Origin of the sequence: Pseudonocardia sp. N23, assembly GCF_002583555.1 — a bacterium.
GTDB lineage: Bacteria > Actinomycetota > Actinomycetes > Mycobacteriales > Pseudonocardiaceae > Pseudonocardia.
Window position 1 is genome coordinate 54,465 of sequence record NZ_BEGX01000069.1, and the last position, 25,647, is coordinate 80,111.

Sequence of the window (25,647 nt, forward strand, 5' to 3'; positions counted from 1 at the left end):
CGGTGATGGTGCTAGAGTGATCAGAGACGTGCGGATGTAGTTCAATGGTAGAACATCAGCTTCCCAAGCTGAATACGCGGGTTCGATTCCCGTCATCCGCTCCACGCGAAAAGGCCCAGGTCATCCGGTGTCCACACCGGACCTGGGCCTTCGTCGTCCGCACGGGACCCATACCGGGTCGCGGCCCGTCACGCCGGCCAGGCGGTCGAGCGCGGGCGCGTCGTCCGAGACCTCCACGACGGGGCCGAACAGCTCTGCAGACCTCGGCACCCCCGCCAGGAGTCGGCGACGGTGCAGTCGCCGGAGCGACCATCGCCACTCACGACCCGGGCGCCCCTGCAGACCTGGTGAAGAACCTGGTCATGTCCTCCGCGGCAGTGGGAGCCAGCAGCATCTCCTGCATCCTGGCCGACTCCGCCGCGATCGGAGCGGTACGCGCCACCATCTCGGCCTCGAACGCAGCGACGGCGCCTGCCGGGTCGTCGGGTCGTGCCACCAGCGCGAGGCCGAGCTCCAGCGCGTCGAGCATCGCCTGGTTCGCCCCCTCACCGACCGGCGCCATCAGATGCGCGGCGTCGCCGATCAGCGTCACCCCCGGCGTCGACGGCCAGGTCAGCCCCACCGGCAGCACCATGAGCTCGCGAGCGACGGCCGGGCCCGCGGCGGCCTCGACCAGCGCCGTGACGGCCGGGGACCAGCCGGCGAGCAGCTCCGCGACGTCGAACGTCGTCCCCCGGCCCGGCGCGACCCGCAGCGAGATCGACACCCCGACCTCGCCGCCCGCCCGGCGCTGCCCGCCGACGACCTTCTCCTCACCCAGCGCCCAGAACGACCCGCGCCCGACGATCTCCGCGGCCGGGTGGCCGGCCGCGACGGTCCCCAGGTCGATCCATGCGGATCCCGAGCTCGCCGGCCGCGCATCGGTGAGCAGTGGCCTGACCCGCGAGTACGCGCCGTCGGCCCCGACGAGCAGGTCGCAGTCGGCGGAGGCGCCGTCGGAGAAGTGCAGCCGCCGGGCGCCGTCGGGCAGGTCGTCCACGGAGGTCAGCCGCTGCCCCCACCGGACCGTGCCCGCCGGCAGGGAGTCGAGCAGGACGCGGCGCAGGTCGGCCCGGTCGACCTCCGGACGCTGGTCGGTGCCGGCGCTCTCGTGGTCGACGAGCACCGTGCCCGTGTGGCCGACGATCCGGTGGTCCTCACCCTCGGGCCGGGCGATCGATTCGAACTCCGCACCCAGCCCCGCCTCGCGCATGGCCCGCCGGCCCGACTCGGGGTGCAGGTCGAGACAGCCACCCTGCGGGCGCGCCGCCGGGGAGGCGTCGGCCTCGTGGACGGCGGCCGGGACGCCGTGCCGGCACAGGACCCGGGCGAGAACCAGCCCGGCCGGTCCGGCGCCGACGATCGCGATGCGCATGAGCCGTCCTCCTCGTCGATACACTGTATTGAACGATACGCTGTATCGATGGAATCCGTGTGGGAGCGGCCCGAACCCGCAGGCCGCACCGCGCTCACCCCGCTGAGCCGCGCCGCGATCGTCGCCGCCGCCATCGCCCTCGCCGACTCGGGCGGGCTCGACGCCGTCTCCCTCCGCAAGGTCGGGGCCGCCCTCGACGCCGGGCCCATGCGCCTCTACGGGTACGTCGCCACCAAGGAGGAACTGCTCGACCTCATGGTCGACGAGGTCCACTCCGAGATCGACGTCCCCGCCGACACGGACTGGCGCATCGCCCTCCACGGCTGGGCCGACCGGACCCGCGCCGCCGCGCTGCGCCACGAATGGTTCGCCGACCTCCTCGGCGGACGGCCCGCGATCGGCCCCCATGCCCTCGCCGTCAACGAGGCCACCCTCGCCGCGGCCGTCACCAGGTTCCCGGCGATCGACGACGCCCGCCGCGCCCTCTCCACGCTGCGCGCGTACGTCAACGGCGCGATCCGCACCGAGATCGGCGAGCTCCGCGCGACCCGCGCCACCGGCCTCGACAAGCTCCGCTGGCAGACCACCCACGGTCCTTACCTGATGCGGGTCCTCGCCGACGGCCGCCACCCCCACATCGAGCGGCTCGTCAGCGACGGCACCGACGACGACCCCGCCACCGTCTTCGCCACCGGGCTCGGCATCGTCCTCACCGGTCTCGCCGCCCTACCCTGACCCGATGGCCACCGCCTGGAGCCTGACGATCGACTGCGCCTCACCGGGAGCCCTCGCCGCCTTCTGGGCCGCTGCCCTCGGCTACGAACCCGCGCCGCCACCGCAGGGCTGGTCGTCGTGGGAAGACTGGTTCGACGACCACGACGTCCCGCCCACCGAACGCGACGACGGCGCCTTCCTCCACGACCCCACCGGCGCCGCCCCCGGCATCTCCTTCCTGCGCGTGCCCGAGGCCAAGACCGTCAAGAACCGGATGCACCTCGACCTCGCCGTCGGCGGCGGCCGCCACATCGACCCCGCCGTCCGCCGCTCCCGGGTCGACGCCGAGGTGAAACGCCTCGCCGGCCTCGGCGCCACGGTCCTCTGGGAGGTCCCCGACCACGTCACGATGGCCGACCCAGAGGGCAACGAGTTCGACGTCCTCTGATCGCCGGGAGGACGACGGCGCGGCGCCGACCTCCGCCGAGTTCGACTTCGGACCGCCGTCTTCCACGATCGAACCAGTCCGAGGTCGAGTTCGGCGGAGGTTCTCGGTCAGGAGGACACGTGCAGCAGGCCCAGGCGTTGCGTGGCGCGGGTCATCGAGACGTAGAGGTCGGCGGGGTTGCGGGCGCGGATGCGCTCGGGGTCGGCGATCACCACGACGTCGAACTCCAGTCCCTTCGCGGACAACGGGGTGTGGATCTCGGCGGGCAGTCCCGCGAGGGTGGTGACGTCGTCGGCGATCACGGCGAGAGTGCCCCGCTGCAGTGACGCCGCCTCGGCCTCGACGGCGGCCCGCACCTCGGTCGCGAGGTCGGCCGCGGCGACGGTCCGCTCCCAGGGGTCCTCGCCGGTCGCGCGCACGGACTCGGGCGGGCGGCGGTCGGGTGCGTAGTCGGCCAGCACGGCCGCGGCGGCGGCCATGATCTCGGTCGGCGTGCGGTAGTTGACGGTGAGCGTCCGGTGGGCCCAGCGGTCGGCGAGGTGCGGACTCAGGACATCCTCCCAGGTCAGGGCCCCGGCGGGAGCGCTGCGCTGGGCAAGGTCACCGACAGCGGTGATGGAGTGCGACGGGCAGCGCCGCAGCAGGACGTGCCAGTCCATCGCCGACAGCTCCTGCGCCTCGTCGACGACGAGGTGCCCGAACCGCCAGTCCCGGTCGCCCGCCGCACGCTCGGCCACGCTCGCGAGGTGGTCGGGCACCTGGCGGGAGGCGAGGACGTCGGCGGTGACGAAGTCGGTGGGGCGCGCCTCGTCGGGGTCCTCACCGGCGATCTGGCGGTCGGCCGACTCGAGGATGCTGAGCACCTCGGCTGCGTAGCGGCTGTCGGCCTCCGCCACCGGATCCGGGCGGGCCGGCCCGTCGGGCAGCGGCCCGAGCAGCTCGGCCAGCTCGTCGAGCAGCGGGGCGTCGGCGACCGTCCAGGGGGCGCCGGGTGCGCGGCGCAGGCCGGCGACATCCGTGTCACCGCCCGCCGACGCCAACCGCTGCGGAGACGCGAACAGGTCGGTGAGTGCCTGTTGCGGGGTGAGCGCCGGCCACAGCTCCTCGACCGCGGAGTGGAAGGCGGTGTCGGCCCGTAGGTCGTCGCGAAGCTCGGCGCGCATCTCGGCGGTGATCTCGGCGGCGCCGGCGGGCTCGATCTCGGGGAGGCCGCTGAGCCCGCTGAGCAGCTCGACGAGCTCGGGTGGGTCCTCGAACTCGTGGTCGAGCCGTTCGAGGCCCTGCTGCACGAGGAGCTTGCCGAGGGTGTCGCGGAACGTCGCGCGGGCGATGTTGTGCGGCTGCCCGGTGGCCCGGGCGCGCCGGCGGGCCTCGGTGGCGGTCTTCCGGTCGATCTCGACGGTGACGTCCTCGAGCTCGATCGCGATCGGCGTCGTCGGCAGCTCCTGGCGGTCCTCGACGGCGCGGCGCAGCACGTCGACCATCGCGAGGTCGCCCTTGGTGCGGGCCACGTCGTCGGTGTCCACCGCCGTCGCGACGATGCCGTGCGCCAGCCGGCCGGGCGTGGTGAACAGGACGGCCGACTCGCCGAGCGCCGGGAGCACTCCTCCGACGTAGTGGATGAAGTCGGCGCTGGGCCCGACGACGAGCACGCCGCTGCGCGCCAGCCGCTCGCGGTGGGCGTAGAGGAGGTAGGCGACGCGGTGCAGTGCGACGGCCGTCTTGCCCGTACCGGGGCCGCCCTCGATCACCACCGTCCCCGACAGCGGGAGGCGGATGATCGCGTCCTGCTCGGCCTGGATGGTCGTGACGATGTCGCGCATCATCGAGCCGCGCGGCGCCTTCAGGGCTGCGAGAAGGGCGGGGTCGGAGGCGGATCCGGAGTCGACGGTGCCGTCGAGGACGTCGTCGTGGAATGTGGTGACCCGCTCGTCGGGTGCCGTTCCGGCGATCTGGAAATGGCGACGCCTGCTCACACCGAGTGGAGTGGCCATCGTCGCGCAGTAGAAGGGCTGTGCGGCGGGTGCCCGCCAGTCGATGAGGGCGCTCTCGCCGTCGGTGGGGTCGGTCAGCCCGATTCGGCCGATGTAGGCGGTGGTCGCGTCGGCGTGGTCGAGCCGGCCGAAGCAGAGGCCGGAGCGGGCTGCGGAGAGGGCTCCCACCCGGTCCGACCAGCGGTGGACGGAGACGTCGCGTTCCCAGAGGCCGCTGATCTCGCCGCCGGTCGGCGCCGCGAGCATGCCTCGCGCCTGAGCGGTGGCACTCTCCAGTTCGTCGACGAGCATGGTGTGCAGTCCGCGGATGTGCTCGGTCTCCGCGACCAGTTCCTGTTCGTAAGAAGGTGTTTCCACGCTCTCCTTGCCCGTGCTATGATTGATATGCGGAGCTAGGGCTTTGTCACTCGAAGGCACCCATCAGAATAACGTCTCCGCTCAATCCGATGCAAACTCCGAAGCGGTTACCGGCTGCGCGCACGAATGCCTTCGACCACGTATTCCGTACTCACCGGTCAGGCCGTCGAGACGTCCCGCCACGTCCACAGCGCAACCGCGGTCCCGAGCAGCAACGCAGCGCCGGAGCCGACACCGGCGACCCCCGCGATCCACGCATCCGAGCCGGTCACCAGGCCGAGCACCGCACCGAGGATGCCGAGGCCCGTCAACACCGCGCCCAGGACATGCGACGGCGGCGCGTGCCAGACCGCGCCGAGCCCGACGAAATGCACCCCGACCACGAACGCCACCCAGGCGACCCCGTACCCGCCCTGCCCGAACACGCCGTTGATCAGGTTGAGCCCGCCGAAGAGAGCGACCACCTCGACGGCGACGACGACCCAGTACCCGCGGGTGAACCCGGCGCCGGCGCCACGGCCGCCGGGACCGGCCCCGGCCCCGCCGCGGATGCGGGCGGTGACCGCGCGCCATGCGGTGGCGCCGCTGTCACGTGTCCCACCGGAACCGGGTAGCAACGCGGCGCGCAGCCGGCTGTCGATGCCGTCGACCACGACGACCACGTCGGCCTGGACGGTGCTCTCCACCCCGCCGTGAACGACGCCGACGGTGGGTGGCGGACCTGCGTCGACACCGACGACCTCGGTCCCGGAGCGCAGCACGTCGGGCGGCAGGGCGTCGAGCAGGATCTGCAGCAGCCGGGCCCGGTGGATCCCGACGGTCGTCGCCCCGAGCCGGGACGCCGCCTCGTCCGCGGGTAGCCGGGACAGCGAGCGACCGTCGGGCGTCCGGGTCCCGGCGGGTGCCTCCGCGAGCCCGCGCTCGACCACCGCCGCGCGCACCAGCGCGTACCCGGTCCCGGTACCCGGGTCTCAGTACCCGGCGGGCGGGTAGCCCGCGACACCCGGCGGGACCGCCGGGGCGCTCGCCTTGCTGACGACGATGCCGCCGACGACCGCCACGACGCCGCCGACGATTGTCATGATCAGGCCGAAGCCCAGCGAGAAGTCGAAGGCGTCGGCCAGCTCGCCGGCCAGACCCCCGGTGGCTGCGCCGGCTTCTGCCATCGTGGAGTTCAGGTTGATGATCACGTACACGCCGAGGCCGACGACGATCAGCCCCAGCAGGATCGGCACGCGCTGCACGAGGGCCGGGATCGACGGCTTGAGCAGGCGAAGGACGCCGACCGCGACGATCAGGATGCCCACGATCAGCGTGATGATGCCGTCGCCCTCGGTGCCTGCGACCGACAGCGAACCGAACGTCCCGGCCTGCAACGTGACCCAGGGCAGGAACGACCCGACGGCTGCGAGCAGGCCGCCGACGACGGTGATGATCGCGAAGATCATGCCCGGACCGGGGGCCGCCCCCGGCGAGCCTTTCGGTGCGGCGCGGGCCGGCGCGCCGTGCTGCGGCGGCTGACCGCCGGGGCCCTGCCCAGGACCGCCGTACTGCTGCCCGGGGTAAGGCTGCCCACCGTACGGCCGGCCGCCCTGTTGCGGGCCGCCGTACTGGCCGCCGTACTGCTGCCCACCGGGCTGCTGGCCGTACCGCGGATCCCCGTACTGCTGACCCGGGTACTGCTGCGGCGGCGAGGGCTGGCCCGGGTACTGCCCCGGGCCAGGCTGCCCGGGCCCGCCCGGCGGTGGGTTCTGCGGCCACTGGCCGGGCGAGTTCGACATGCGTTTCCCCCTGGATCCGACGCCACCACCCCGGCGACCGTCGCTTCCCGGATTTCTAGCAGACCCATCCGACGAATCCGACGGATCGGAGCAACGGGTACGCCGAATGCGCCGAACGTCGCTCAGACCTCGTGGGCCGACCGCAGCCGCGCGCGGTGCCTTGAGCCGCCAGGCCTCGGTGATCAGCTCGGTGAGCTGCGAGGACCCGATCCTCGTCAGGTCGACGAGTATCGAGCCGTGACCGTCGTAGTGCGGAGTCGTCGAGAAGGTCGGATCGCCCGAGGCGAGCATCGCCTCCTTCTCCTCCATCGCACACATCACGACGAGCAGCCCGTCCTCCTCGGCGCGCAGCCGCACCATCAGCGTGCCGCGGACCTTCAACGCCGGCGTCCGGTACGACGTCGACTCCTCCACCTCGGGCAGCCCCGTCCCGATCCGCACCACGTCGTCCCAGTCCATGCCCTCATCCTGACGCGTCCCGCGCGGGCCGTCGTGGACGAATGGGAACGCCTCAGCGCTGCCACTGCCCCCTGCGCTGCGTCGACGACCCCGCAAGCACGATCACGCCCGCCGCGGCCAGCACCAGCCCGACGACGAACGGCGCGATCCAGCCGTCGCGGATCCGGTCGCCGAGCAGCCCGATCGCCACCAGCCCCGGCACCACGACCTCGGTCACCGTGAACACCGCGGTGACGAGGGACAGGTCGCCGCGGGACAGCGCCCGCGCGAACGTCACGATCCCGACCAGCCAGAACCCGAGCAGCAGGTAGGTGGCGGGCTGGGCGAGCAGCGCGACGACGTCGAAACCGTCCGGGCCGATGTGCACCGACCGCACCGCCAGCGACGTCCCGCCGAACCCGAGCCCCGCGACCAGCGCGAGCGGCCAGGCGAGACGCGAGCGGTAGAGGGCGATCGTCACCGCGGTCAGCACGGCGAGGGAGATGCCGAGGACGACGTCGGCGGCGGTGTCGGCGCCCTCCGGCCGGTCGACGCCCGCCGCACCGGCGATCATCACCAGCCCGATGACGCAGCCGCCGATCGCGACCCGGTCGAGCACGCGCAGCCGCGTCCCCCAGATCCAGCGGACCGCCAGCGCCGTCAGCGCGATCGAGCCGCCGAGGATCGCCTGCACCGCGAACACCGGCAGGAACCGCAGCGCGACCACCGTGCACACCCACGCCAGACCGTCGACGACCAGGCCCCCGATGAACCGCGGCTGCAGAGCGAGGGGGCGGTGGCGGGTCGTGCGGGTCGTGGCGTCCGACTGCAGGAGCCCCGCGACACAGTTGAGGACCATCGCCGCGACGGCGAAGACCAGGCCCAGGACCACGTCGCGATGCTCCCTCCGCTCGACGGCGCCGAGCCTGCCTCAGTCCCGTGCGGACACGGAACCACTCGCCACCCGACCCAGTCTCCACGCGGTGAGCGCGGTCACGAGCAATCCCACCCCGCCCGCGACGATCATCGTGGTCCGGGCCGACGTCGCCTGCAACAACAGGCCCCCGAGCAGGTACGAGACCGCGGCCGCGACGCCGATGCCCCCGTAGAGGTTCGCGAACACCCTGCCCTGCATGCCGGAGGGGACGGTGCGCTGCAGGATCGTCGTCGCCGCGACGTCCTGCACCGCGAGCCCGGCGCCACGCACCGCCTGCACGGCGATCGCCGCCGCGGCGGCCCACACGACACCGGTCAGCAGGTTCCCGAGACTGCTCACCGCCATGCCCGCGACGAACAGCGCGGCCGTCGCGGGCGCCCGCCGACGGCCCAGCCACAGGTAGCCCGCGAGCAGTCCGACGCCGACCGCCGCGTACAGGAACGCCAGCACGAAGCCGGGCGCACCCAGGTCGCGGACGACGAAGACGAGGGCGACGTCGTCGACACCGTTGGCCGCCACCACCGCGCAGAACGTGACCACCACGATCCGCACCAGCGGGGTCCGCCGGACGTAGCCGAGCCCCGCCCTTGCCTGTGCGAACATCGACGGTTCCGCCGCCATCCGCGGCAGCGCCGGCAGGCGGGTCAGCACGAGGGCGGAGATCGCGAACGACGCGGCGTCCACCAGGAGGACGGCCCGCACGTCGACGACCACCAGCAGCGCGGCAGCCAGCAGCGGCCCGGCGATCTCCGCGACGTTCGCCCCGAACCCGACACCGGCGTTCGCACCCTCGAGGTCACGGTCGTCGACGAGCCCGGGCACCGCGGCCCGCGACGCCGGCGCGAACAGCTGCCCCAGCAACGCCCGCGCCGCGACCAGCCCGAGCAGCACCGGCAACGGCGGCAGCAGCAACGCCAGCACCGCGGTCACGACCGCCTGCGCGACGTCGCAGCCGATCATCAGCCTGCGCAGGTCCACCCGGTCGGCGATCGACCCCAGCAGCGGCGCGGCCAGGGCAGGCGCCACGTCACCGACCAGCAGCAGGACGGTGACGGCCAGGGCCTCGCCCGTCGACGACGCCACGTGCAGGATCAGCGCGACGAGGCTCAGCGAGTCGCCCAGCAGCGACACCCCGCGCGCCGACCACAGCGTGCGGTACGGCCCCTGGCTGCGGACGAGGGCGAGCGCCCCCAGCGGCGCCGGCTCGGGGGCGGTCACGCGGGGAACCTACGGCCGCACCGGGGCCGGCGTCGTGCGAATTCGTGTCCTACCGGCGCCGGAGGTCAGAAGCGAGCGCGCTGAGCCTCGTCGACGGGTGTGACCTGCGCGGGGACGCGGAAGAAGCCGCTCATCAGGCCACCGGGGACCGTCGGCAACGCGGCCGCGGCCTCCTCGCGACGGATCCGCCGCCGTTCGGCGACGACCGCGGTCGCGAGGACCAGCACCGTCGCCACGAGTGCCGGCACCCCGACGAGCAGCACGAACGGCCCGAACACGGCCAGCGCCAGCAGGATCGCCAACGTCTCCAACACGATCACCACGGCCGACATGCGAGCCACGGGCACCTCCCCGATCATCCGGCCCGCCGTCGCGGCGGTCCCGCCCCCTCCATCGCCGGACGTCACCCGAACGTGACACCCCGAGCACGCCGAGTTCGACACAGAACCGGTCACGGGTGCCGACGGACCAGTCTCACGTCGAGTTCGGCGTCGGGCGCAGAGGCCGGCGCGTAGGCCTCGCCGCGCGACGGGCCCGCACGTCGTCACCGTGCACGGCGGACTCAGGCGTCCGACCACGCCGAGCTCGACTCGGGAACGCTGCCGGGTGCCGGCGACCCGGGCTCGCGCGTCGAACACGGCGGCCTGATCGGGCACCAGGGACCGGCGCGTGGGCTCCCCCCGCCGCGCCGGTCCCGGCCCATACCCCGCCCGGGGGCGAGGTGGTCGTGGATCAGCTCGTGGCGGGCTCGGAGGACGGCGGCACGACAACGGGAGGCGGGTTGCTGACGGGCGGGTCGCTGACCGGTGGGTTGGTCGCCGGCGGGTTGGTGACCGGCGGCGGGTCGGTGACCGGCGGCGGGTCGGTGACCGGCGGCGGGTCCGTCACCGGGGGCGGGTCCGCCGGGGTACTCGTCGACGGCGTCCCTTCCGTCGCCGGGGGCGGGACCGTCGACGTGTCCGTGACCGGCGGCACGGTCGTGCCCGCAGCCGGCGGGACCACCGGCGCGGCCGGGGCACCGGGGACCACGGGGGCCTTCGCACCCCCGACAGGGGCGTTGTCGTTCTGTGCGGCGTTGCCGCCTACGGCAACCGGCTCCGCGACCGGGTTGGCCGCGGGCGACACCCCGCCACCCTGCTCGGCGGGTGCCGACGCCGTCGACAGCGGGCCGTTGACGGTCGAGCCCGCCGAGGCGGGACGGGCCGTCGGCCAGGTCAGCACGGCGGCAGCGATGGCCGCGATGCCCAGTGCCGCGCCGGCACCGATGAGCAGCCCGACGGGGCCACGCCGCTCGCGGGACTCCTCGGGCTCCTCACGGGTCCAGTCGGGCAGCGGCTGCACAGGCGGACGCGGCGGCGCGACGTGCGCGACCGGCCGGACGTCGATGTGGCGGTCCACCTCGGACCAGGGCGTCAAGGCGGCTCCGGCGGCGGGGACCAGGGCCGCGGCGGAGACGACGGGGATCGGGCTGGTGATCTCCACGGGGGCCATCTCGACGGCCGGCCACGACATCGACGGCCGCGGGGCCACGGCGAGGACCGCGCCCTTGGCGATCGCGTTCTTGGGGTCGGCGTCGACGGCGACAGGCCGCTCCAGCTGCTCGGACACCAACTGGGCGACCAGCGGAATCCGCGACGAGCCGCCGACCAGCAGCACCGCGTCGAGCATCTCGGGGGTGAGTCCCGCGGACCCGACGGCCCGGCGCAGAGCCGCGACCGTCTCCTCGACGTGCGGGCCGATGAGCTGCTCGAACTCGCTGCGGTGCAACCGCACCGAGCCCTGGGTGCCGGGCAGCAGGATCGGGACGGAGGCCTCGGTGTCGGCGGAGAGGGTCTCCTTGGCCTCGGTGCACTCGCGGCGGATGCGGGCCACGGCGGCGAGGACGTCGGGATCGGTGTCGTCGAGGTCGGCGAAGGCGTCGGGCATGGCCTCGACGACGTGGTCGAACACGACCTGGTCGAAGTCGATGCCGCCGAGGCGATCGATGCCCTCTGGCCGGCCGAGCAGGCCGAACCCGGAGCCACCCTTGCGGACGACGGCCGAGTCGAAGGTGCCGCCCCCGAGGTCGTAGACGGCGATCGTCGATCCGTCCGCGACCCGGGCCGCGGACGCGTAGTGCATCGCGGCGGCCTCGGGCTCGGCGAGGAAGGTGACCACCAGGCCGTGCGCGGCCAGCGCCTCGGCCAGCAGGTCCTTCTTGTGCCGGCCCCAGGCGGCGGGGTGGCTGACGGCGATGCCGTCAGCCGGGCCGCCCTCGCGGGCCGCGACCTGCGAGACGATCCAGGAGACCAGGCGGGCGGCGAGCTCCTCGGCCGGCCACGGCACGCCCCCCACGACGAGCGGGGTGGGGTCGCCGATGCGGCGCTTGAACTCGCGGACGACGCGGTCCGGGTCGGTCAGGGCGCGGCGCTCCGCGGCCTCACCGACGACGACCGAGCCGTCGGTGCTGATGTAGAGGACGGACGGGACGCTGGCCGACCGGGACCCGAGGGTCACCATCTCGGGCTCGGCCCAATGGTCGCCCGAGGGCCGGCACACGGCCGCAGCCGAGTACGTCGTGCCCAGGTCGATACCGAGCAGGTACCCCATCGTTCGTCCCTCCCCCGATGTCCGCGAGCTGCCCCGGTGCGCGCACGGACCCCCCTTGCCTTTGTGCCATCGGAGTATCGCCGCAGTTCGTTAGCGACCGAAGGGGTGGTAGCACCCCAATGCACGAACGGGTGGCACCACAGGGGCCGAAACCCGCTCCTGCCTGGGACGTCCCGCTCAGTCCCCCGGTGCCCCTAACGCCCGATCCCGGGGATCCCCGTACCGGCGCTTTACCGAACCATGGGAGTTCCCCGATGGCCGGCGCCCGATCCGTCCCTAACTTCTGCATCAACGCCAGGGCCGATCAGCCCGGCCCGCACGACACCGACACGAGCGACCGGGCTACGAGGCCCACACGAGGAGACGATCACGATGGCCGAGAGCATCTCGCTGCTGGACTTCCTGCTCCGCCTGATCAACGACGAGGACCTCCGCGAGGACTTCAACGACAACCCCGAGGAGGTCCTCGAGGCCTACAACCTCGACGACCTCAGCGCGCAGGACGTCTACGACGCCCTGATCCTGGCCCAGGACAGCCACCAGGCAAGCTTCGACCGGAACTACGACACCGGCCACAACTTCGTCCCGCCGGTCCCGGCGCACGCCGGCCACGGTGGCGGCCACGACGGCGGCCACAGCCACAAGGAAGCCGTCGAGTACATCAACAAGTACATCACCAACAACTACGTCGACGACCGCGACACCATCGTCGACAACTCGGTGAACCAGAACATCGACAACCGCGGCGGCATCTTCGACCAGGACATCGACATCGACTCCGTCGTGGCCTCGGGCGACGGCGCGGTGGCGGCCGGCGACGACATCGAGAACAGCACGGTCACCACGGGCAACGGCAACGTGGTCGGCGACTTCAACGACGTGGTCAAGGGCGACGGCAACACCACCGCCTTCGGCAACGGCGACGCGGTCTCCACCGGCGACGTCACCACCGGCAACGGTGGCGCGATCTCCTTCGGCGGCAACGCCTCGGGCAACGACGCCGACACCAACGTCGCCAACTTCGGTGACGGCGACACCAACGTCGCCACGGCCAGCAACGGCAGCACCGCCGGCCAGGCGAACGTCCACGTCGACGACGACTCGACCACCACGACGACGACGAACACGAACTCGAACAACGAGACCAACGTGGACGTCGACGACGCGTTCAACACCGACACCGACATCGACTTCGCGTCGAACAACGACATCGCCTCGGACAACGACGTGCTGTCGGACAACACCGGTGGCACCGGTGCCGGCGCCGACGGCGTCGACGCCTTCTGATCTCTCCCTTCACCCCATAACGCTGACATTCACGAGGAGTACGACATGGCCGACCAGACCCTGATCCAGTTCCTGCTGAGCCTGTTCGACGACGAGGAGCAGCTCGCCGCCTTCCAGGCCAACCCCGACGCGTTCCTCGCCTCCTGCGGCTTCACCGACCTCGAGCCGGGTGAGGTCCAGGACGCCCTGGTCCTGCTGAACGACAGCCACGACGCCAGCTTCGACCGCGACTACAACACCGGTGGCAACCACCACCCGCACATCCCGCCGCCCCCGCACCCCAAGCCGGGCGAGGACTCGCACGACGTCGCGGTCAAGTACCTGAACACCTACGTCACCAACAACTACGTCGACGACCGCGACACCATCGTCGACAACTCGATCAACCAGAACATCGACAACCGCGGCGGCATCTTCAACCAGGACATCGACGTCGACTCCGTCGTCGCGTCCGGTGACGGCTCGGTGGCCGCCGGCGGCGACATCGAGGACAGCACGATCACCACGGGCAACGACAACGTCGTGGGCAACGGCAACGACGTGGTCAAGGGAGACGGCAACACCACCGCCTTCGGCAACGGCGACGCCGTCTCCACCGGAGACCTCACCACCGGCAACGGTGGCGCCATCTCCTTCGGCGGCAACGCCTCGGGCAACGACGCCGACACCAACGTCGCCAACTTCGGTGACGGCGACACCAACGTCGCCACGGCCAGCAACGGCAGCACCGCCGCCCAGGCCAACGCCCACGTCGACGACGACTCGACCACCACGACGACGACGACCACGAACTCGAACAACGAGACCAACGTGGACGTCGACGACGCGTTCAACACCGAGACGGACGTCGACATCCTGTCGAACAACGACGTGCTCTCGCACAACGACGTCGCGTCCGGCAACTCGGGCGGTTCGGGCACCGGCGCCGACGGCGTCGACATCGTCTGACCGAACACCCGGGGGTAGCCTGAGCTTCACCCGACGAGCGGCCCCGTCTTCCCGGACCCGGGAGGGCGGGGCCGCTCTCGTCGTGTACGAAGGACACCGAACGCGGTGATGGACGTGGGGGGTTCGGCACGCAGTGGCGGTTCCGGCAGCTGTCGACCTGGTCGACCTGGCGCTCAAGGCGACCACGGCCTACCAGCGCCCTGACCTGGGGACCCGGTTGCAGCACACCCGCAAGCGCCTCGCCGACCCCGCGGTCCGCGTCCTGATCGTCGGGGAGTTCAAGCAGGGCAAGTCCCAGCTGGTCAACGCCCTGGTCAACGCCCCCGTCTGCCCCGTCGACGACGACATCTCCACGTCGGTGCCCACCGTTGTCAAACACGGCGACACGCCGGCCGTGTCGATCGTCCGCGACCACGGCCCCGACGACGACAGGCCCCCCGAGCGCACGGAGGTGCCCATCGGGCGCCTCGCCGAGTTCGTCTCCGAGGCCGGCAACCCCGAGAACCGCGCGAAGCTCAGCTACGCCGAGGTCTCCCTCCCGCGCAAGCTCCTCGCCGGCGGCCTCGTGCTCGTCGACACCCCCGGCGTCGGCGGCCTGGGCTCCGCCCACGGTGCGGCGACGATGTCGGTCCTGCCCAGCGCCGACGCCGTCCTCCTCGTGTCGGACGCCGCGCAGGAGTACACCGCCCCCGAGATGGAGTTCCTCGGCGCGGCGATGAAGCTGTGCCCGAACGTGGCCTGCGTCGTCACCAAGATCGACCTGTACCCGCACTGGCGACGGATCGTCGAGCTCGACGGCGGGCACCTGCAGCGCGCCGGGGTCAACGCCGACATCCTCCCCATCTCCTCGACGCTGCGTCTGCACGCCGCCCAGACCCAGGACGCCGTCCTCATGGAGGAGTCCGGGTTCAAGGAGCTCATCGGGTTCCTGCTCAACCGCGTCGTCGCCCGCGCCGACGACCTCGACCGCCGCTCCACCGCGCAGGACGTGCTCGACGTCTGCGAACAGATGGCCACCAGCATGAAGGCCGAGCTCAGCGCGCAGGAGAACCCCGAGCAGACCGAGGCGCTCGTCGCCGACCTCACCGCGGCCAAGACCCGGGCCGACGCCCTGCGCCAGCGCTCCGCCCGCTGGCAGACCACCCTCAACGACGGCGTCGCCGACCTCATCGCCGACATCGACTACGACCTGCGCGACCGGCTGCGCGCCATCGCCCGCGACGCCGAACAGCTCCTCGAGGACGCCGACCCCGCCGACATCTGGGAACAGTTCGCCGAGTGGCTCCACCAGCAGGTGTCGTCGGCCGCGTCCGCCAACTTCGTGTGGACCGCCGAACGCGCCCGCTACCTCGCCGGCCAGGTCGCCGAACACTTCGCCGAGGGCGCCGAGATCGCGCTGCCGTCGCTGCGGTTCGAGGACACCGTCGGCACCATGGGCGGTCGCGTCGGGGCGCTGGAGCAGCCCGTCGACGAAAAGTTCGGCATCGGGCAGAAGCTCTTCACCGGTATGCGCGGCGGCTACGGCGGCCTGCTCATGATCGGCCTCGCCACCAGCATCGCCGGCCTCACCCTGCTCAACCCCATCTCGATCGGCGCCGGCCTCCTCTTCGGTGGCAAGACCGTGCGTGACGAACGCAAACGTCTCAAGCAGCGACGGCAGGCCGAGTCGAAGAACGCCGTGCGCAAGCACATCGACGAGGTGACCTTCCAGGTCTCCAAGGACTCCCGGGACATGCTGCGCCGCATCCAGCGCGACCTGCGCGACCACTTCACCGTCCTCGCCGAGGAGGTCTCCACCTCGCTGGCGACCTCCGTGGCCGCCGCCCAGTCGGCCGTCAAGACCGACTCCAACGAACGCGAGTCACGCATCCGCGACCTACGCGCAGAGCTCGTCCGCATCGAGGCCCTCGGCGACCGCGCCAAGCAGCTCGCCGCCCAGGCCGGTCAGGTCACGGCGGGGCCCGCGTCGTGAGTGCCCCGACGGTCGGTCAGGCTCCGCCCCTCGGCTCCACGGTCCGGGTGCTGTTGCGGCACACCATGGAGGCGTACTCCGACAGCCCCCAGGCCCTCGGCTGGCTGCGCCACCATCTCGAACGTTTCGACGAGCCGCTGCGCGTCGCGATCGCCGGGAAGGTCAAGGCGGGCAAGTCGACGTTGCTCAACGCGCTGGTCGGTGAGGAGATCGCGCCGACCGACGCGGGGGAGTGCACGCGCGTCGTCACCTGGTACCAGGACGGGCACGTCCCCAAGGTGCTCATGTATCCCAAGGCGGCCTCGCCCCGCCCGCTCACCATCCACCGCAACCGCGGCGCCCTCGCCTTCGACCTCCAGGGCACCCCGACCGACCAGGTCGACAAGCTCGTCGTCGACTGGCCGTCGCAGAACCTGCGGACCACCACCCTCATCGACACCCCCGGCATCGCGTCGCTGTCCAACGACACCTCGATGCGCGCCGGCGCCTTCCTCACCCCCGACGACGCCCCCACCCCCGCCGACGCCGTCATCTACCTGATGCGCCACCTGCACGCCACCGACGTGAGGTTCCTCGAGTCGTTCTACGACCAGGGCGTCGCCAAGGCCACGCCGGTCAACACCATCGCCGTGCTGTCGCGTGCCGACGAGATCGGCGTCGGCCGCCTCGACGCCCTCACCTCCGCCCGCCGCATCGCCCGCCGCTACCGCTCCGACGAGAAGATCCGCGGCCTCTGCCAGACCGTCGTCGCCGTCGCCGGGCTGCTCGCCCAGACCGGCCGCACCATGCGCCAGGACGAGTTCGCCGCCCTCGTCGCCCTCGCCGAGCTGCCCCGCGCCGACATGGACGGCCTGCTGCTGTCGGTCGACCGCTTCGTGCGGGGCGAGGGCGTCGAGCTCACCCACCCCGACACCGACGCCCGAGCCCGCCTCATCGAACGCTTCGGTCTCTTCGGCGTCCGACTGGGCGTCACCCTCATCCGGCAGGGCATCAACGACCCGACCCGCGTCGCCGAGGAGCTCGTCCGTCGCAGCGGCCTCGAAGACCTCCGGTCCGTACTGTCGACGCAGTTCACCGAACGCCGTGACCTGCTGAAATCACGGTCCGCGCTGCTCGCCGTCGAGCTCGTCCTGCAGCGCGAACCCCGACCCGCAGCAGCAGCTCTCGCCGCCGAGGTGGAGAGGATCCTTGCGGGGGCGCACGAGTTCGTCGAGCTCCGCATGCTGTCGGCCCTGCGCGCCGGCGCCGTCAAGCTCCCCACCGACGCCATCGAGGAAGCCGAACGCCTCCTCGGCGGCGAGGGCGGCTCCGCCGCCGCCCGACTGGGCCTCGACCCCGGCATCCACCCCGAAGACCTGCGCCGCGCCGCGCTCGAAGCGGCGACCCGTTGGAAGCGCCGCGCCGAGAGCCCCCTCTCCAGCCGCAACACCGCCGACGCCGCCCGCATCGTGGTCCGCAGCTGCGAAGGAATGCTCGCCAGCCTCCACCGCTACTGACGCCCGGCGACAATTGCTTTCACAGATTCGCGGATGCCGGCAACGTCCGCACGTAGTCGAAAATTTGCTCACCCCGTCCCGCCGACGCGACTCATTCAGGCGAATCGCGTCGCCGCAACAAAGTCCTGCCCAGACTCCGACCACGGGGGTTGAGCGCCAGGTCCAGTCGGTCCGCCTCCACAAGGATGACAGCGCCGACCTTCAGCACGTTCTCGCAATTGACTCGCATTCCCGGCGCCGAGGCGTTGAAACCGACCCCGAGGCCATCGAGACCCATAGCCACGCCAGCACAGCAGATCGACGACGACTCGGCAGGGCGGGCCGGTTTCGAACGATGCGCGCGACCCGGGTTGCCAAAGCCGCCACTCACCGACTACCGCCTCACTCAGAGCGAAGCCACGACCCACTCTGCGAACGCCGTAGCCTTAGCGCAGACCTGAGCACGCGTCGACAACTTCTCACCCACCCCGGGTTCGTACTGAAAGTTGAGCAGCCGCGCGTCCGCGACCTCGACGAAGACGAGGCACTCCCTGTCCTTGAACGTCCTCGACGAATAGGTCTCCACCGCGCGCTTCCCAGCAACGGTCGAGGCGACCGGTTCATCGTATCCGCGCATCACCGAATCGATACTCATGCGCTCCGGCAGAATTGCCAGAAAGTAAGTTCGATCGCCATCCGACGACTCCCACGTACATCCTCGCGCCCCTTCGACGACTTCCTGCTCGGTCTCGCGGCCGACATCGATGGAGAACTGTGCGCGAGTTGCGTCATCGACCATTTCGCACGGTCCGACAGCCCTGATCCTGTCGGCCGCTGGCGTGACGACACCGGGTGCCGGAGATGGGCCCACCTCCATCGAACAGGCTGCGATGAACAGGAGCACTACGGACGCCGCGGCCGTAGCAAGGCTCCGCAGCGCGGCTTTCACCGGCCGGCCAATGAGTCGGCGATCTGAAGGTCTGTGAACCCGTATGCCGTCGCCGAGTCCTTCAGCGAATCGGCAATGCGCTGGAGGTCGTCCACATAGAGAAAGAAGTAGTCGATCAGGGCCTGCGCCCTCTCGGTGAATGCAGCCGCGGCGTCGGCGGACACCGGATCACCGCCGCACCGATCCGCCTTGAGCAGCCTCGACCATCGCAAAGTCTCCTGGAGCCGCTTCACCTCACCGATGATGACGGCGCGGACCTGAAGGACGTTGTCACGGTTGATCTGCATCCCCTCGACCGACGCCGTCAGGCCGGTCCGCAACCCCTCGATCTCCACGAGCGAGGAGGATAGATCGACATCGTCGGGGCGGTGGCCGGTTTGGTTGAAGTGCGCCCGACTGTGCATGCACTCGCGACACGGACATCGCCTTCTCCGGGACGCCTCCGGCCGCGGTGAAGGTGTGCGCGGGGCAGGGGTCAGGTGTCGGGCGGACGATCTGGCAGCGGAGCTGCGTCCGGCCGCACCCCGTTCTGCAGCGCCTCGCACCCCTTGCAGCAGGTGCGGCTCACGGGGGAGGGATGCGACGGGCCGTGGGTGGGCTCGCCTGCGCCGCGTGTTCCCTGGTCGGCGTTCGATCCCGATCGAGGAAGCGCCGCCGGCGCTGCACCCGTCGTGGTGCCTACGCACCCGGTGCAGATGGTGTGCTGCAGCTGGAAGGAGTGCGGCGGGACAGCCCGGGGGTCGATCCCGGCGGACGGCCCCGGGGTCGGCGCTCGGCTTCCGCGATCGTCCCACCGGTTCCGGGGTCGCCGCGCCGACCGGAGGCCGGGCGACGACTCGGAAAGGCACGCGGCGACGGCTGAAGCCACGGCGCCCCGGACGCGTCCCGCGCCGAGCTGACCGTTACGCGCAACGTCACGGTCGTCGACGGTGTCTATGACCGGGCGCCGTGGGGTCAGGTGTCGGGGCCGACGATCTGGCGGAGGTGGGCGAAGAGCTCGCCGCGGGAGTTGGAGCCCAGGCGTTGGCGCATGCGGGCGACGTGATGCTCGACGGTCTTGGCGCTGATGAACAGGCGCTCGCCGACCTGTTTGTAGGTCAGCCCCTCCAGCACCAGTTTCGCGACCTCGCGTTCGCGGTCGCTGAGTGGACCTTCACCCAGGTCCTCGGGTTCGGGGGCGGGGGTGTCGGGGTGCGGGGCGGAGACGGGGCCGCCGCCTCCCTGCATGGCACGGGCGGCGCCGAGGAGCGCGGTCATGGCCTTGCGGTCGCGGGTGCGAATGGCGGCCTGGCCTGCGAGTTTGCCGCCTTCCCACGAGAGGCCGACGGCGTGCAGGCCGCGGGCGGCGGCTTCGACGGCGTCGGCGTCGACCTCGGCGTCCATCAGGTTGACCCAGTGCGGGGCGGCGTCGGCCATGGCGGTGGCGTAGCGGCTGACGGGGGCGGCCTCGCGGAGGGCGTCGGCGTGGAGGCGGGCGGCGTCGCGGTCGTCGGCGACGATCGCGGCGTGCAGCTGCGACCAGTGCAGCGGTGCAGACCAGAGGGCGGGGCGGCCGAGCCGGTCGAGGAGGGCTGCGGCCTCCTCCAGGTGGGGACGCACCCAGCTGGTCTCCCGGAGCCGGTTGGCGGCGATGGCGAGCTCGCCGAGCGGCTGCAGGACGAAGAGGTCGACGGGGTGGCGGACGATCGCTTCGCGGGCGCGGCCCCAGGCGGGCATGAGCGCGGCGAGGTCGCCGGCGCGACGGGCGATGGAGACATCGAGTGCGGCAGCGAGGAGCTCGTCGCGGGGTTCGAGGCGGGCGCCGATGGGGGATGCGGTGGCCAGCAGTGAGCGGGCGGTGGGGATGGCGCCGCGGAAGACGGCGATCCACGCGAGCAGCAGCTGGTGGCGGGTGATGGCGGCGGGACCGCCGAGCTCGACGTCGACGGCGCGGTCGAGGACAGATTGGGCGACGTCGAGCTCTCCGCAGTGGATGGCGACGAGCGCGGCGAGGGCGGCAGGGGTGTCGGGCAGGAGCGCGGCGCGGTTGGACGCCTCGAGCAGCGACGCGGACCGGGCGAGCTGGGAGAGCGCCCGGGTGGCGGAGCCGGCGACGGAGTCGAGGACGCCCGCGGCCATGAGCTGTTCGGCGGAGGCGAGCAGCGTCGGCGGACGCCCGGCCGATGCGGACGGCGAGGGCCCGCCGAACAGAGGCGGCGGCGCGAGGATCGACGGCGGCGGCGGGATCGCGGGGGTGGGCGCTGCGGGGGCGGCCGGTTCGGACAACAAGGCACGGGCTTCGTCGAGCGCACCCGTCCCGATGAGGGCGGGGACGGCGAGCGGCCCGATCTCGGCGGACCCACCGACGGCGCTCATCCAGCGGTAGAGCTCCGCGCTGCGGGCGAGCAGCCCACGGTGGGCGAGGACGGCGGCGGCGGCCGTGCCGGCGAGAACGGCGTCCTCGATGTCGACAGCGTCGACGTGGGAGAGGACCTGGTCGGCCTGGGCGAGTGCGAGGTCGAGGTCGCCCGCGCGGACGGCGGCCTCGGCGCGGCGGGCGGCGAGGCGCAGGGCGGGGGCGCCCGCGGCGACGGCGGCCTCGTAGAGCGGCCCGGCGACGGGGTCCCCGGTGCGGGCGGCCTCCTCGGCGCCGGCGACGAAGACCTCGGCGGCGCGGGCGCCGGTGGCCCCGGTGTCGAGGAGGCCACGGGCGGCGGTGAGGACGGATCCGCCGCGGTCGAGCTCGATCTCGGCGAGCGTGCGCCGGACCTCCAGGCGGCGGGCGCCGGGGACGCGTTGCCGGATCGCGAAGGCGACCACGGGAGGCAGGGCACCGTCGGCGGTGAGGTGGCCGGCGGAGCGGGCTTCCTCGACGAGCTCGTCGACCTCGTCGATGCCACCGCCCGCGGCGTCGGCGAGCCCGAGGAGGGGGACGAGGACCTCGGCGTCGCGGGGGGCGCCGAGGGCGAGCGCGACGAGGAGCTCCCGGACGCGGCGTTCCATCCCGTAGACGGCGTAACCGACCTGGTGGACGACGTTCTGCGGGGGCCGGGTGGGGATGCCGCCGGGGTGGGCGAGACGTGCCCGGTCGGCGGGGCCGATCTGGTCGAGGATGCCGGTGAGGTGGCGGTCGACGAGGTCGGGCAGGCCGCCGGTCTGCGCGAGGACGTGGTCGACGAGCGGCACGGGTGGGCGTTCACGCAGGACCCGGGCGGCGCGGGCGGCGACGCCGGGGCGGTCGAGGGCGCCGAGGACCAGGAGCGTGCCACCGCCGGCGATGGCTCCGCCGAGCGCGGCGAGCTCGGGCCCGGTGGGCCAGGGCCGGTGGGCGACGACGATCCGGTGGCTGCGGGCGGCGGCGATGTCGCACAGCCTGCGCAGGTCGGCGGTGGGCAGGAGGTGGACGTCGTCGACGACGAGGACCGCGCCGGGCGGGACGTCGTCGGGGAGGGCGCGCAGAACGGCGGCGCCTGCGGCCCGGTAGGCGTCGGCGACGAGGTCGAGCAGGACGGTCTTGCCGTGTCCGGCAGGGGCGACGACGTCGACGCGGCGTGGCGCGTCGGGCGCGGCGACGATCTCGCGGTACAGCCTGCGGGCGGCGGTGGCGCCGGCGAGGGCGCCGTCCGGTTCGGGCCGGGACGGCTCGGAGCCCGTCCCCGGTCCCATCGACCGGGCCGTCACGCTCACGTCGCCCTCCTGTCGCCCGCGCCCCGGACTCACCCGATCAGGAAAGGGCGCGGCCATCGAGAGTAGCGGGGACCACACGGTGTCCCCGGCACACGCGGTCGCGAAGTCGCCCGGGCGGGTGATGGGCGCGGTCGGCGGACCTGCCCGGGCGCCGTGGCCGTGCCGTCGATCGACGACCGGTGCGAGGAAGGCGGCGGAGCGTCCCCTCCGACCTCGACGAACGGCCCTTCCGCGCAGTCGAGTCGCTCCCGCTGTGCCGTTCGTGCAACCCGGGGCTGCCGGGCGGGCGGACCCGGTGCGGCCGGGCGGGCGGTACCGGCGCGGCACCTCGACGGCTCAGCGAGGCGGACCGGTGGGGTCGACGGAGACGTCGGCGGGTGCGCCGCCGGTGCCGAGGAGGCGCTGCCAGTCGGGACGGGTGACGACGTCGGGGACGCGCTCGGCGCCGCGCCGCGCGGCGAGGGTCTCGACGGCCTTGGCGGCGTCGCCGTCCTCGCTGCTGCGGACGGTGCGGGCGAGGACGGGCCAGGTCTCGCCGCCGATCATTCCGACGTTCTCGGCGCCGGTGGCGTACTGGTAGCGCAGGACGGCGCCGGAGGTGGCGGCGTCGTAGTGTCCGTTGGGCACGACCTCGGTCAAGCCGTTGTCGCGCAACAGATACTGGGCGGCGGTGACGACGGCGCCGGTGTCGCCGGGCCGCAGCAGTGGCCAGGAGGCCTTGCGGGTGGCGCCGCCCTCGATGTTGCGGCCGAGCAGGCCTGCGACCTCGCCGCGCAGCCGGGGGAGCATGCCGTAGAGGGCGTCGCCGGGGCATGCGGTGTTCTTGAAGTCGCGGTGGCCGTAGAGCTCGGTGGGGGCGATGCCGTACCGGGTGCAGATGTAGGCACAGGTGGCGCGAAGGCTGTCCCAGAGCGCACCGGTGGGGACGGTGTCGATGTAGGTGCCCTCGTTCTCGATGCCGACGGCGACGACGTTCTGCCCGGTGCAGTGGGCACCCTCGACCTGGCGGGTGCCGCCGCGCAGGACTTCGAGGCTGCGGTGGCGTCCTTCCATGACGAAGCCGCCGCGGCTGATCGTGAAGTGCTGGCCGGTGTCGAGCCAGCCGCGGCTGTCCATGTGGAAGTTCTGGATGCTGCGGGACAGGGAGAACCCGGCGCCCTGGCTGAGGTCGCCGCCGTTGGGCGTCGCGGTGTGGTGGACGAGGATCTTGACGGGCCGCTGGTTCCAGACGGGGACGATCTCGCTGTTGGGGCGGGCGGCCCAACCCGCACAGTCGGTGATGGCCGGGGACTCGGTCGCCCCGGCGCTGCCGACGCCGACGGTCGAGCCGAGGACGGCCGTCCCGGCGAGGGCGATCCCCCCGACGAGGAAACCACGACGCGTGACCTCGAACCGTCCCACGATCGCTCCTTCGCTCCACCCGGTGACCACGCGAGTCTCAGAAACACCATGAGCACCATGAAGCACATACGGAGCGTGCACAACGCTGCGACCCGAAGGTGTGAGGCGATCTCGGCTGCCGGTAACGGTTGCCGCCGGTTACCCGTCGGTAATATCCTTGGGGTTACCGGTGAGTAGGTCGTTGACGAGGACGACCCGCCGGCCGAGCCGGAACGGCGGTGACCTGGGGATGGGCCACTACAGGAGCAACCTGCGCGACCTCGAGTTCAACCTCTTCGAGGTGTTCCGGGTCCAGGACGCGCTGGCGGCCGACTCGGAGGTCGACCTCGACACGATTCGTGGCGTGCTCTCCGAGCTGGACAGCGTCGCGACGGGCCCGCTGGCGGAGTCGTTCGCCGACGCCGACCGCAACCCGCCCGTCTTCGACCCGGCGACGCACTCCGTGGCACTGCCGCAGTCGCTCAAGGACGCCTACAAGGTGCTGTGGGACGGCGAGTGGTGGCGGTTGTCCCTGCCCGCCGAGCTGGGTGGCTACGGCATCCCGCCGACCGTGCAGTGGGCGGCCGCCGAGCTGATCCTGGGCTCCAACCCCGCCGCCTTCATGTACATGGCCGGCCCCAACTTCGCCTCGGTCGTGCACCTCAACGGCACCGACGAGCAGAAGCGCTGGGCCGAGCTGATGATCGACCGTGGCTGGGGCGCCACGATGGTGCTCACCGAGCCCGACGCGGGCTCCGACGTCGGCGCCGGCCGCACGAAGGCCGTCGCGCAGGCCGACGGGACCTGGCACATCGACGGGGTGAAGCGCTTCATCACCTCGGCCGAGCAGGACATGACCGAGAACATCATGCACCTGGTCCTGGCCCGCCCCGAGGGCGCGAAGGCCGGGACCAAGGGGCTGTCGCTGTTCCTGGTCCCCAAGTTCCACTTCGACTCGCAGACCGGTGAGCCGGGTGAGCGCAACGGCGCGTTCGTCACGGGCGTCGAGCACAAGATGGGCCTCAAGGCGTCGACGACGTGCGAGCTCACCTTCGGCCAGCACGGCACCCCCGCGGTCGGCTGGCTGCTGGGCGACGTGCACGACGGCATCGCGCAGATGTTCCAGGTCATCGAGTACGCCCGGATGATGGTGGGCACCAAGGCGATCGGCACGCTCTCGGCCGGTTACCTCGCCGCGCTGGAGTACGCCAAGGAGCGCGTGCAGGGCGCCGACATGACAGCGATGACCGACAAGGCCGCGCCGCGCGTCGCCATCACCCATCACCCCGACGTGCGCCGCATCCTGATGCTGCAGAAGGCCTACGCCGAGGGCCTGCGGGCGCTCTACACGTACACGGCGACCTACCAGGACAGCATCCGCGCCGGCGGCGACACCGCCCTCGCCGCCAAGGTCAACGACCTGCTGCTGCCGCTGGTCAAGGGTGTCGGGTCGGAGCGGGCCAGCGAGATGCTGCTGCTGTCGCTGCAGACCCTCGGCGGGTCCGGCTACCTGCAGGACTACCCCATCGAGCAGTACATCCGCGACGCCAAGATCGACTCCCTCTACGAGGGGACGACGGCGATCCAGTCGCTCGACTTCGTCTTCCGCAAGATCATGCGTGACAACGGCCAGGCGCTGCTGCACGTCGCCGGGGAGATTCAGGCGTTCCTCGCCGCGGACTCCGGCAACGGCCGGCTCAAGGAGGAGCGTGAGCTGCTCGCCCGCGCCCTCGGCGACGTCCAGGGCATGCTCGCCGCGCTCACGGTCAGCGTGAAGGCGTCGCTGCACGACCCGGCCGAGGTCTACAAGGTCGGCCAGCACTCGGTGCGGTTCCTGATGGCCGTCGGCGACCTGCTGGTCGCGTGGCTGCTGCAGCGACAGGCCGCCGTCGCGCTCGAGAAGCTCAGCGGTGACGTGTCGGCCAAGGACCAGGCCTTCTACGAGGGCAAGGTCGGCGCCGCGCACTTCTTCGCCAAGACGGTGCTGCCGCGGCTCACCGCGGACCGCAAGATCGTCGAGAACACCGACAACGCGCTGATGGAGCTCCCGGAAGCCGCATTCTGACACGCGCGTGACGGG

The 25,647-nt window shown here is 72.2% G+C and carries 19 protein-coding genes and 1 tRNA gene; 8 read left to right on the plus strand and 12 right to left on the minus strand.

Annotated features, from left to right (window positions below):
• The first annotated feature begins 30 nt into the window (after positions 1 to 30).
• Positions 31 to 104, plus strand: a tRNA-Gly gene (locus tag TOK_RS20125).
• A gap of 215 nt (positions 105 to 319) precedes the next feature.
• Here the strand turns inward: TOK_RS20125 and TOK_RS20135 are convergent.
• A complete protein-coding gene (locus tag TOK_RS20135) occupies positions 320 to 1,414 on the minus strand; it encodes an NAD(P)/FAD-dependent oxidoreductase (protein ID WP_098959553.1) in 1,095 nt (364 codons plus the stop codon).
• 48 nt (positions 1,415 to 1,462) lie between these two features.
• Between TOK_RS20135 and TOK_RS20140 the strand changes: the two genes are divergently transcribed.
• Both TOK_RS20140 and TOK_RS20145 read left to right on the plus strand, forming a co-directional pair.
• Entirely contained in the window at positions 1,463 to 2,149 is a 687-nt protein-coding gene (locus TOK_RS20140) for a TetR/AcrR family transcriptional regulator C-terminal domain-containing protein (RefSeq protein WP_098959554.1), read from the plus strand.
• A gap of 4 nt (positions 2,150 to 2,153) precedes the next feature.
• Positions 2,154 to 2,576 (plus strand): VOC family protein, encoded by a 423-nt coding sequence (locus tag TOK_RS20145; RefSeq protein WP_098959555.1) that lies wholly within the window; start codon positions 2,154 to 2,156, stop codon positions 2,574 to 2,576.
• Between the two features lie 107 nt (positions 2,577 to 2,683).
• Here TOK_RS20145 and TOK_RS20150 read toward each other — a convergent pair whose 3' ends face one another.
• The 7 genes from TOK_RS20150 to TOK_RS20180 all read right to left on the minus strand — a co-directional run bounded on the left by TOK_RS20150 (position 2,684) and on the right by TOK_RS20180 (position 11,890).
• Positions 2,684 to 4,927 (minus strand): UvrD-helicase domain-containing protein, encoded by a 2,244-nt coding sequence (locus TOK_RS20150; protein WP_253258514.1) that lies wholly within the window; start codon positions 4,925 to 4,927, stop codon positions 2,684 to 2,686.
• A 158-nt stretch (positions 4,928 to 5,085) separates the two neighbouring features.
• Positions 5,086 to 5,868: a hypothetical protein gene (locus TOK_RS20155; RefSeq protein ID WP_098959557.1), complete on the minus strand. Its 783-nt coding sequence runs from the start codon at positions 5,866 to 5,868 to the stop codon at positions 5,086 to 5,088.
• A gap of 30 nt (positions 5,869 to 5,898) precedes the next feature.
• On the minus strand, positions 5,899 to 7,167 hold the full coding sequence (locus tag TOK_RS35085) for an MmcQ/YjbR family DNA-binding protein (protein WP_306305155.1): 1,269 nt from the start codon (positions 7,165 to 7,167) through the stop codon (positions 5,899 to 5,901).
• 52 nt (positions 7,168 to 7,219) lie between these two features.
• The gene (locus tag TOK_RS20165; protein ID WP_098959558.1) at positions 7,220 to 8,038 is read right to left on the minus strand and encodes a hypothetical protein; all 819 of its coding nucleotides are present in this window, start codon (positions 8,036 to 8,038) and stop codon (positions 7,220 to 7,222) included.
• A gap of 39 nt (positions 8,039 to 8,077) precedes the next feature.
• A complete protein-coding gene (locus TOK_RS20170; protein WP_216362030.1) occupies positions 8,078 to 9,301 on the minus strand; it encodes an MFS transporter in 1,224 nt (407 codons plus the stop codon).
• Positions 9,302 to 9,366: 65 nt separating this feature from the next.
• Entirely contained in the window at positions 9,367 to 9,642 is a 276-nt protein-coding gene (locus TOK_RS20175; protein WP_141566459.1) for a hypothetical protein, read from the minus strand.
• Between the two features lie 391 nt (positions 9,643 to 10,033).
• Positions 10,034 to 11,890 carry an Hsp70 family protein gene (locus TOK_RS20180; RefSeq protein WP_098959560.1) on the minus strand — a complete coding sequence of 619 codons (1,857 nt, stop codon included), beginning with the start codon at positions 11,888 to 11,890 and terminating at the stop codon, positions 10,034 to 10,036.
• A 372-nt stretch (positions 11,891 to 12,262) separates the two neighbouring features.
• On the opposite strand from TOK_RS20180, the gene TOK_RS20185 reads away from it, so the two are divergent.
• From TOK_RS20185 to TOK_RS20200, 4 genes are all read left to right on the plus strand, one after another.
• On the plus strand, positions 12,263 to 13,177 hold the full coding sequence (locus TOK_RS20185; protein ID WP_216362031.1) for an IniB N-terminal domain-containing protein: 915 nt from the start codon (positions 12,263 to 12,265) through the stop codon (positions 13,175 to 13,177).
• Between the two features lie 45 nt (positions 13,178 to 13,222).
• On the plus strand, positions 13,223 to 14,125 hold the full coding sequence (locus TOK_RS20190; RefSeq protein WP_098959561.1) for an IniB N-terminal domain-containing protein: 903 nt from the start codon (positions 13,223 to 13,225) through the stop codon (positions 14,123 to 14,125).
• Positions 14,126 to 14,258: 133 nt separating this feature from the next.
• Complete coding sequence (locus tag TOK_RS20195) at positions 14,259 to 16,097, plus strand: dynamin family protein (RefSeq protein ID WP_098959562.1); 1,839 nt, start codon at positions 14,259 to 14,261, stop codon at positions 16,095 to 16,097.
• A complete protein-coding gene (locus TOK_RS20200; protein ID WP_098959563.1) occupies positions 16,094 to 17,593 on the plus strand; it encodes a dynamin family protein in 1,500 nt (499 codons plus the stop codon). Before TOK_RS20195 ends, TOK_RS20200 begins: the two co-directional genes overlap by 4 nt.
• A gap of 385 nt (positions 17,594 to 17,978) precedes the next feature.
• Here TOK_RS20200 and TOK_RS20205 read toward each other — a convergent pair whose 3' ends face one another.
• The 4 genes from TOK_RS20205 to TOK_RS34935 all read right to left on the minus strand — a co-directional run bounded on the left by TOK_RS20205 (position 17,979) and on the right by TOK_RS34935 (position 23,588).
• Complete coding sequence (locus TOK_RS20205; RefSeq protein ID WP_098959564.1) at positions 17,979 to 18,521, minus strand: DUF3558 family protein; 543 nt, start codon at positions 18,519 to 18,521, stop codon at positions 17,979 to 17,981.
• Complete coding sequence (locus TOK_RS20210; protein ID WP_141566460.1) at positions 18,518 to 18,856, minus strand: PE domain-containing protein; 339 nt, start codon at positions 18,854 to 18,856, stop codon at positions 18,518 to 18,520. The genes TOK_RS20205 and TOK_RS20210 overlap by 4 nt, the downstream gene beginning before the upstream one ends.
• A 619-nt stretch (positions 18,857 to 19,475) precedes the next feature.
• On the minus strand, positions 19,476 to 22,187 hold the full coding sequence (locus TOK_RS20215; protein ID WP_253258515.1) for a helix-turn-helix transcriptional regulator: 2,712 nt from the start codon (positions 22,185 to 22,187) through the stop codon (positions 19,476 to 19,478).
• Between the two features lie 336 nt (positions 22,188 to 22,523).
• Positions 22,524 to 23,588 (minus strand): peptidoglycan recognition family protein, encoded by a 1,065-nt coding sequence (locus TOK_RS34935; RefSeq protein ID WP_172457671.1) that lies wholly within the window; start codon positions 23,586 to 23,588, stop codon positions 22,524 to 22,526.
• A gap of 229 nt (positions 23,589 to 23,817) precedes the next feature.
• Between TOK_RS34935 and TOK_RS20225 the strand changes: the two genes are divergently transcribed.
• Positions 23,818 to 25,632 (plus strand): acyl-CoA dehydrogenase, encoded by a 1,815-nt coding sequence (locus TOK_RS20225; protein WP_098959567.1) that lies wholly within the window; start codon positions 23,818 to 23,820, stop codon positions 25,630 to 25,632.
• The last annotated feature ends 15 nt before the right edge of the window (positions 25,633 to 25,647 follow it).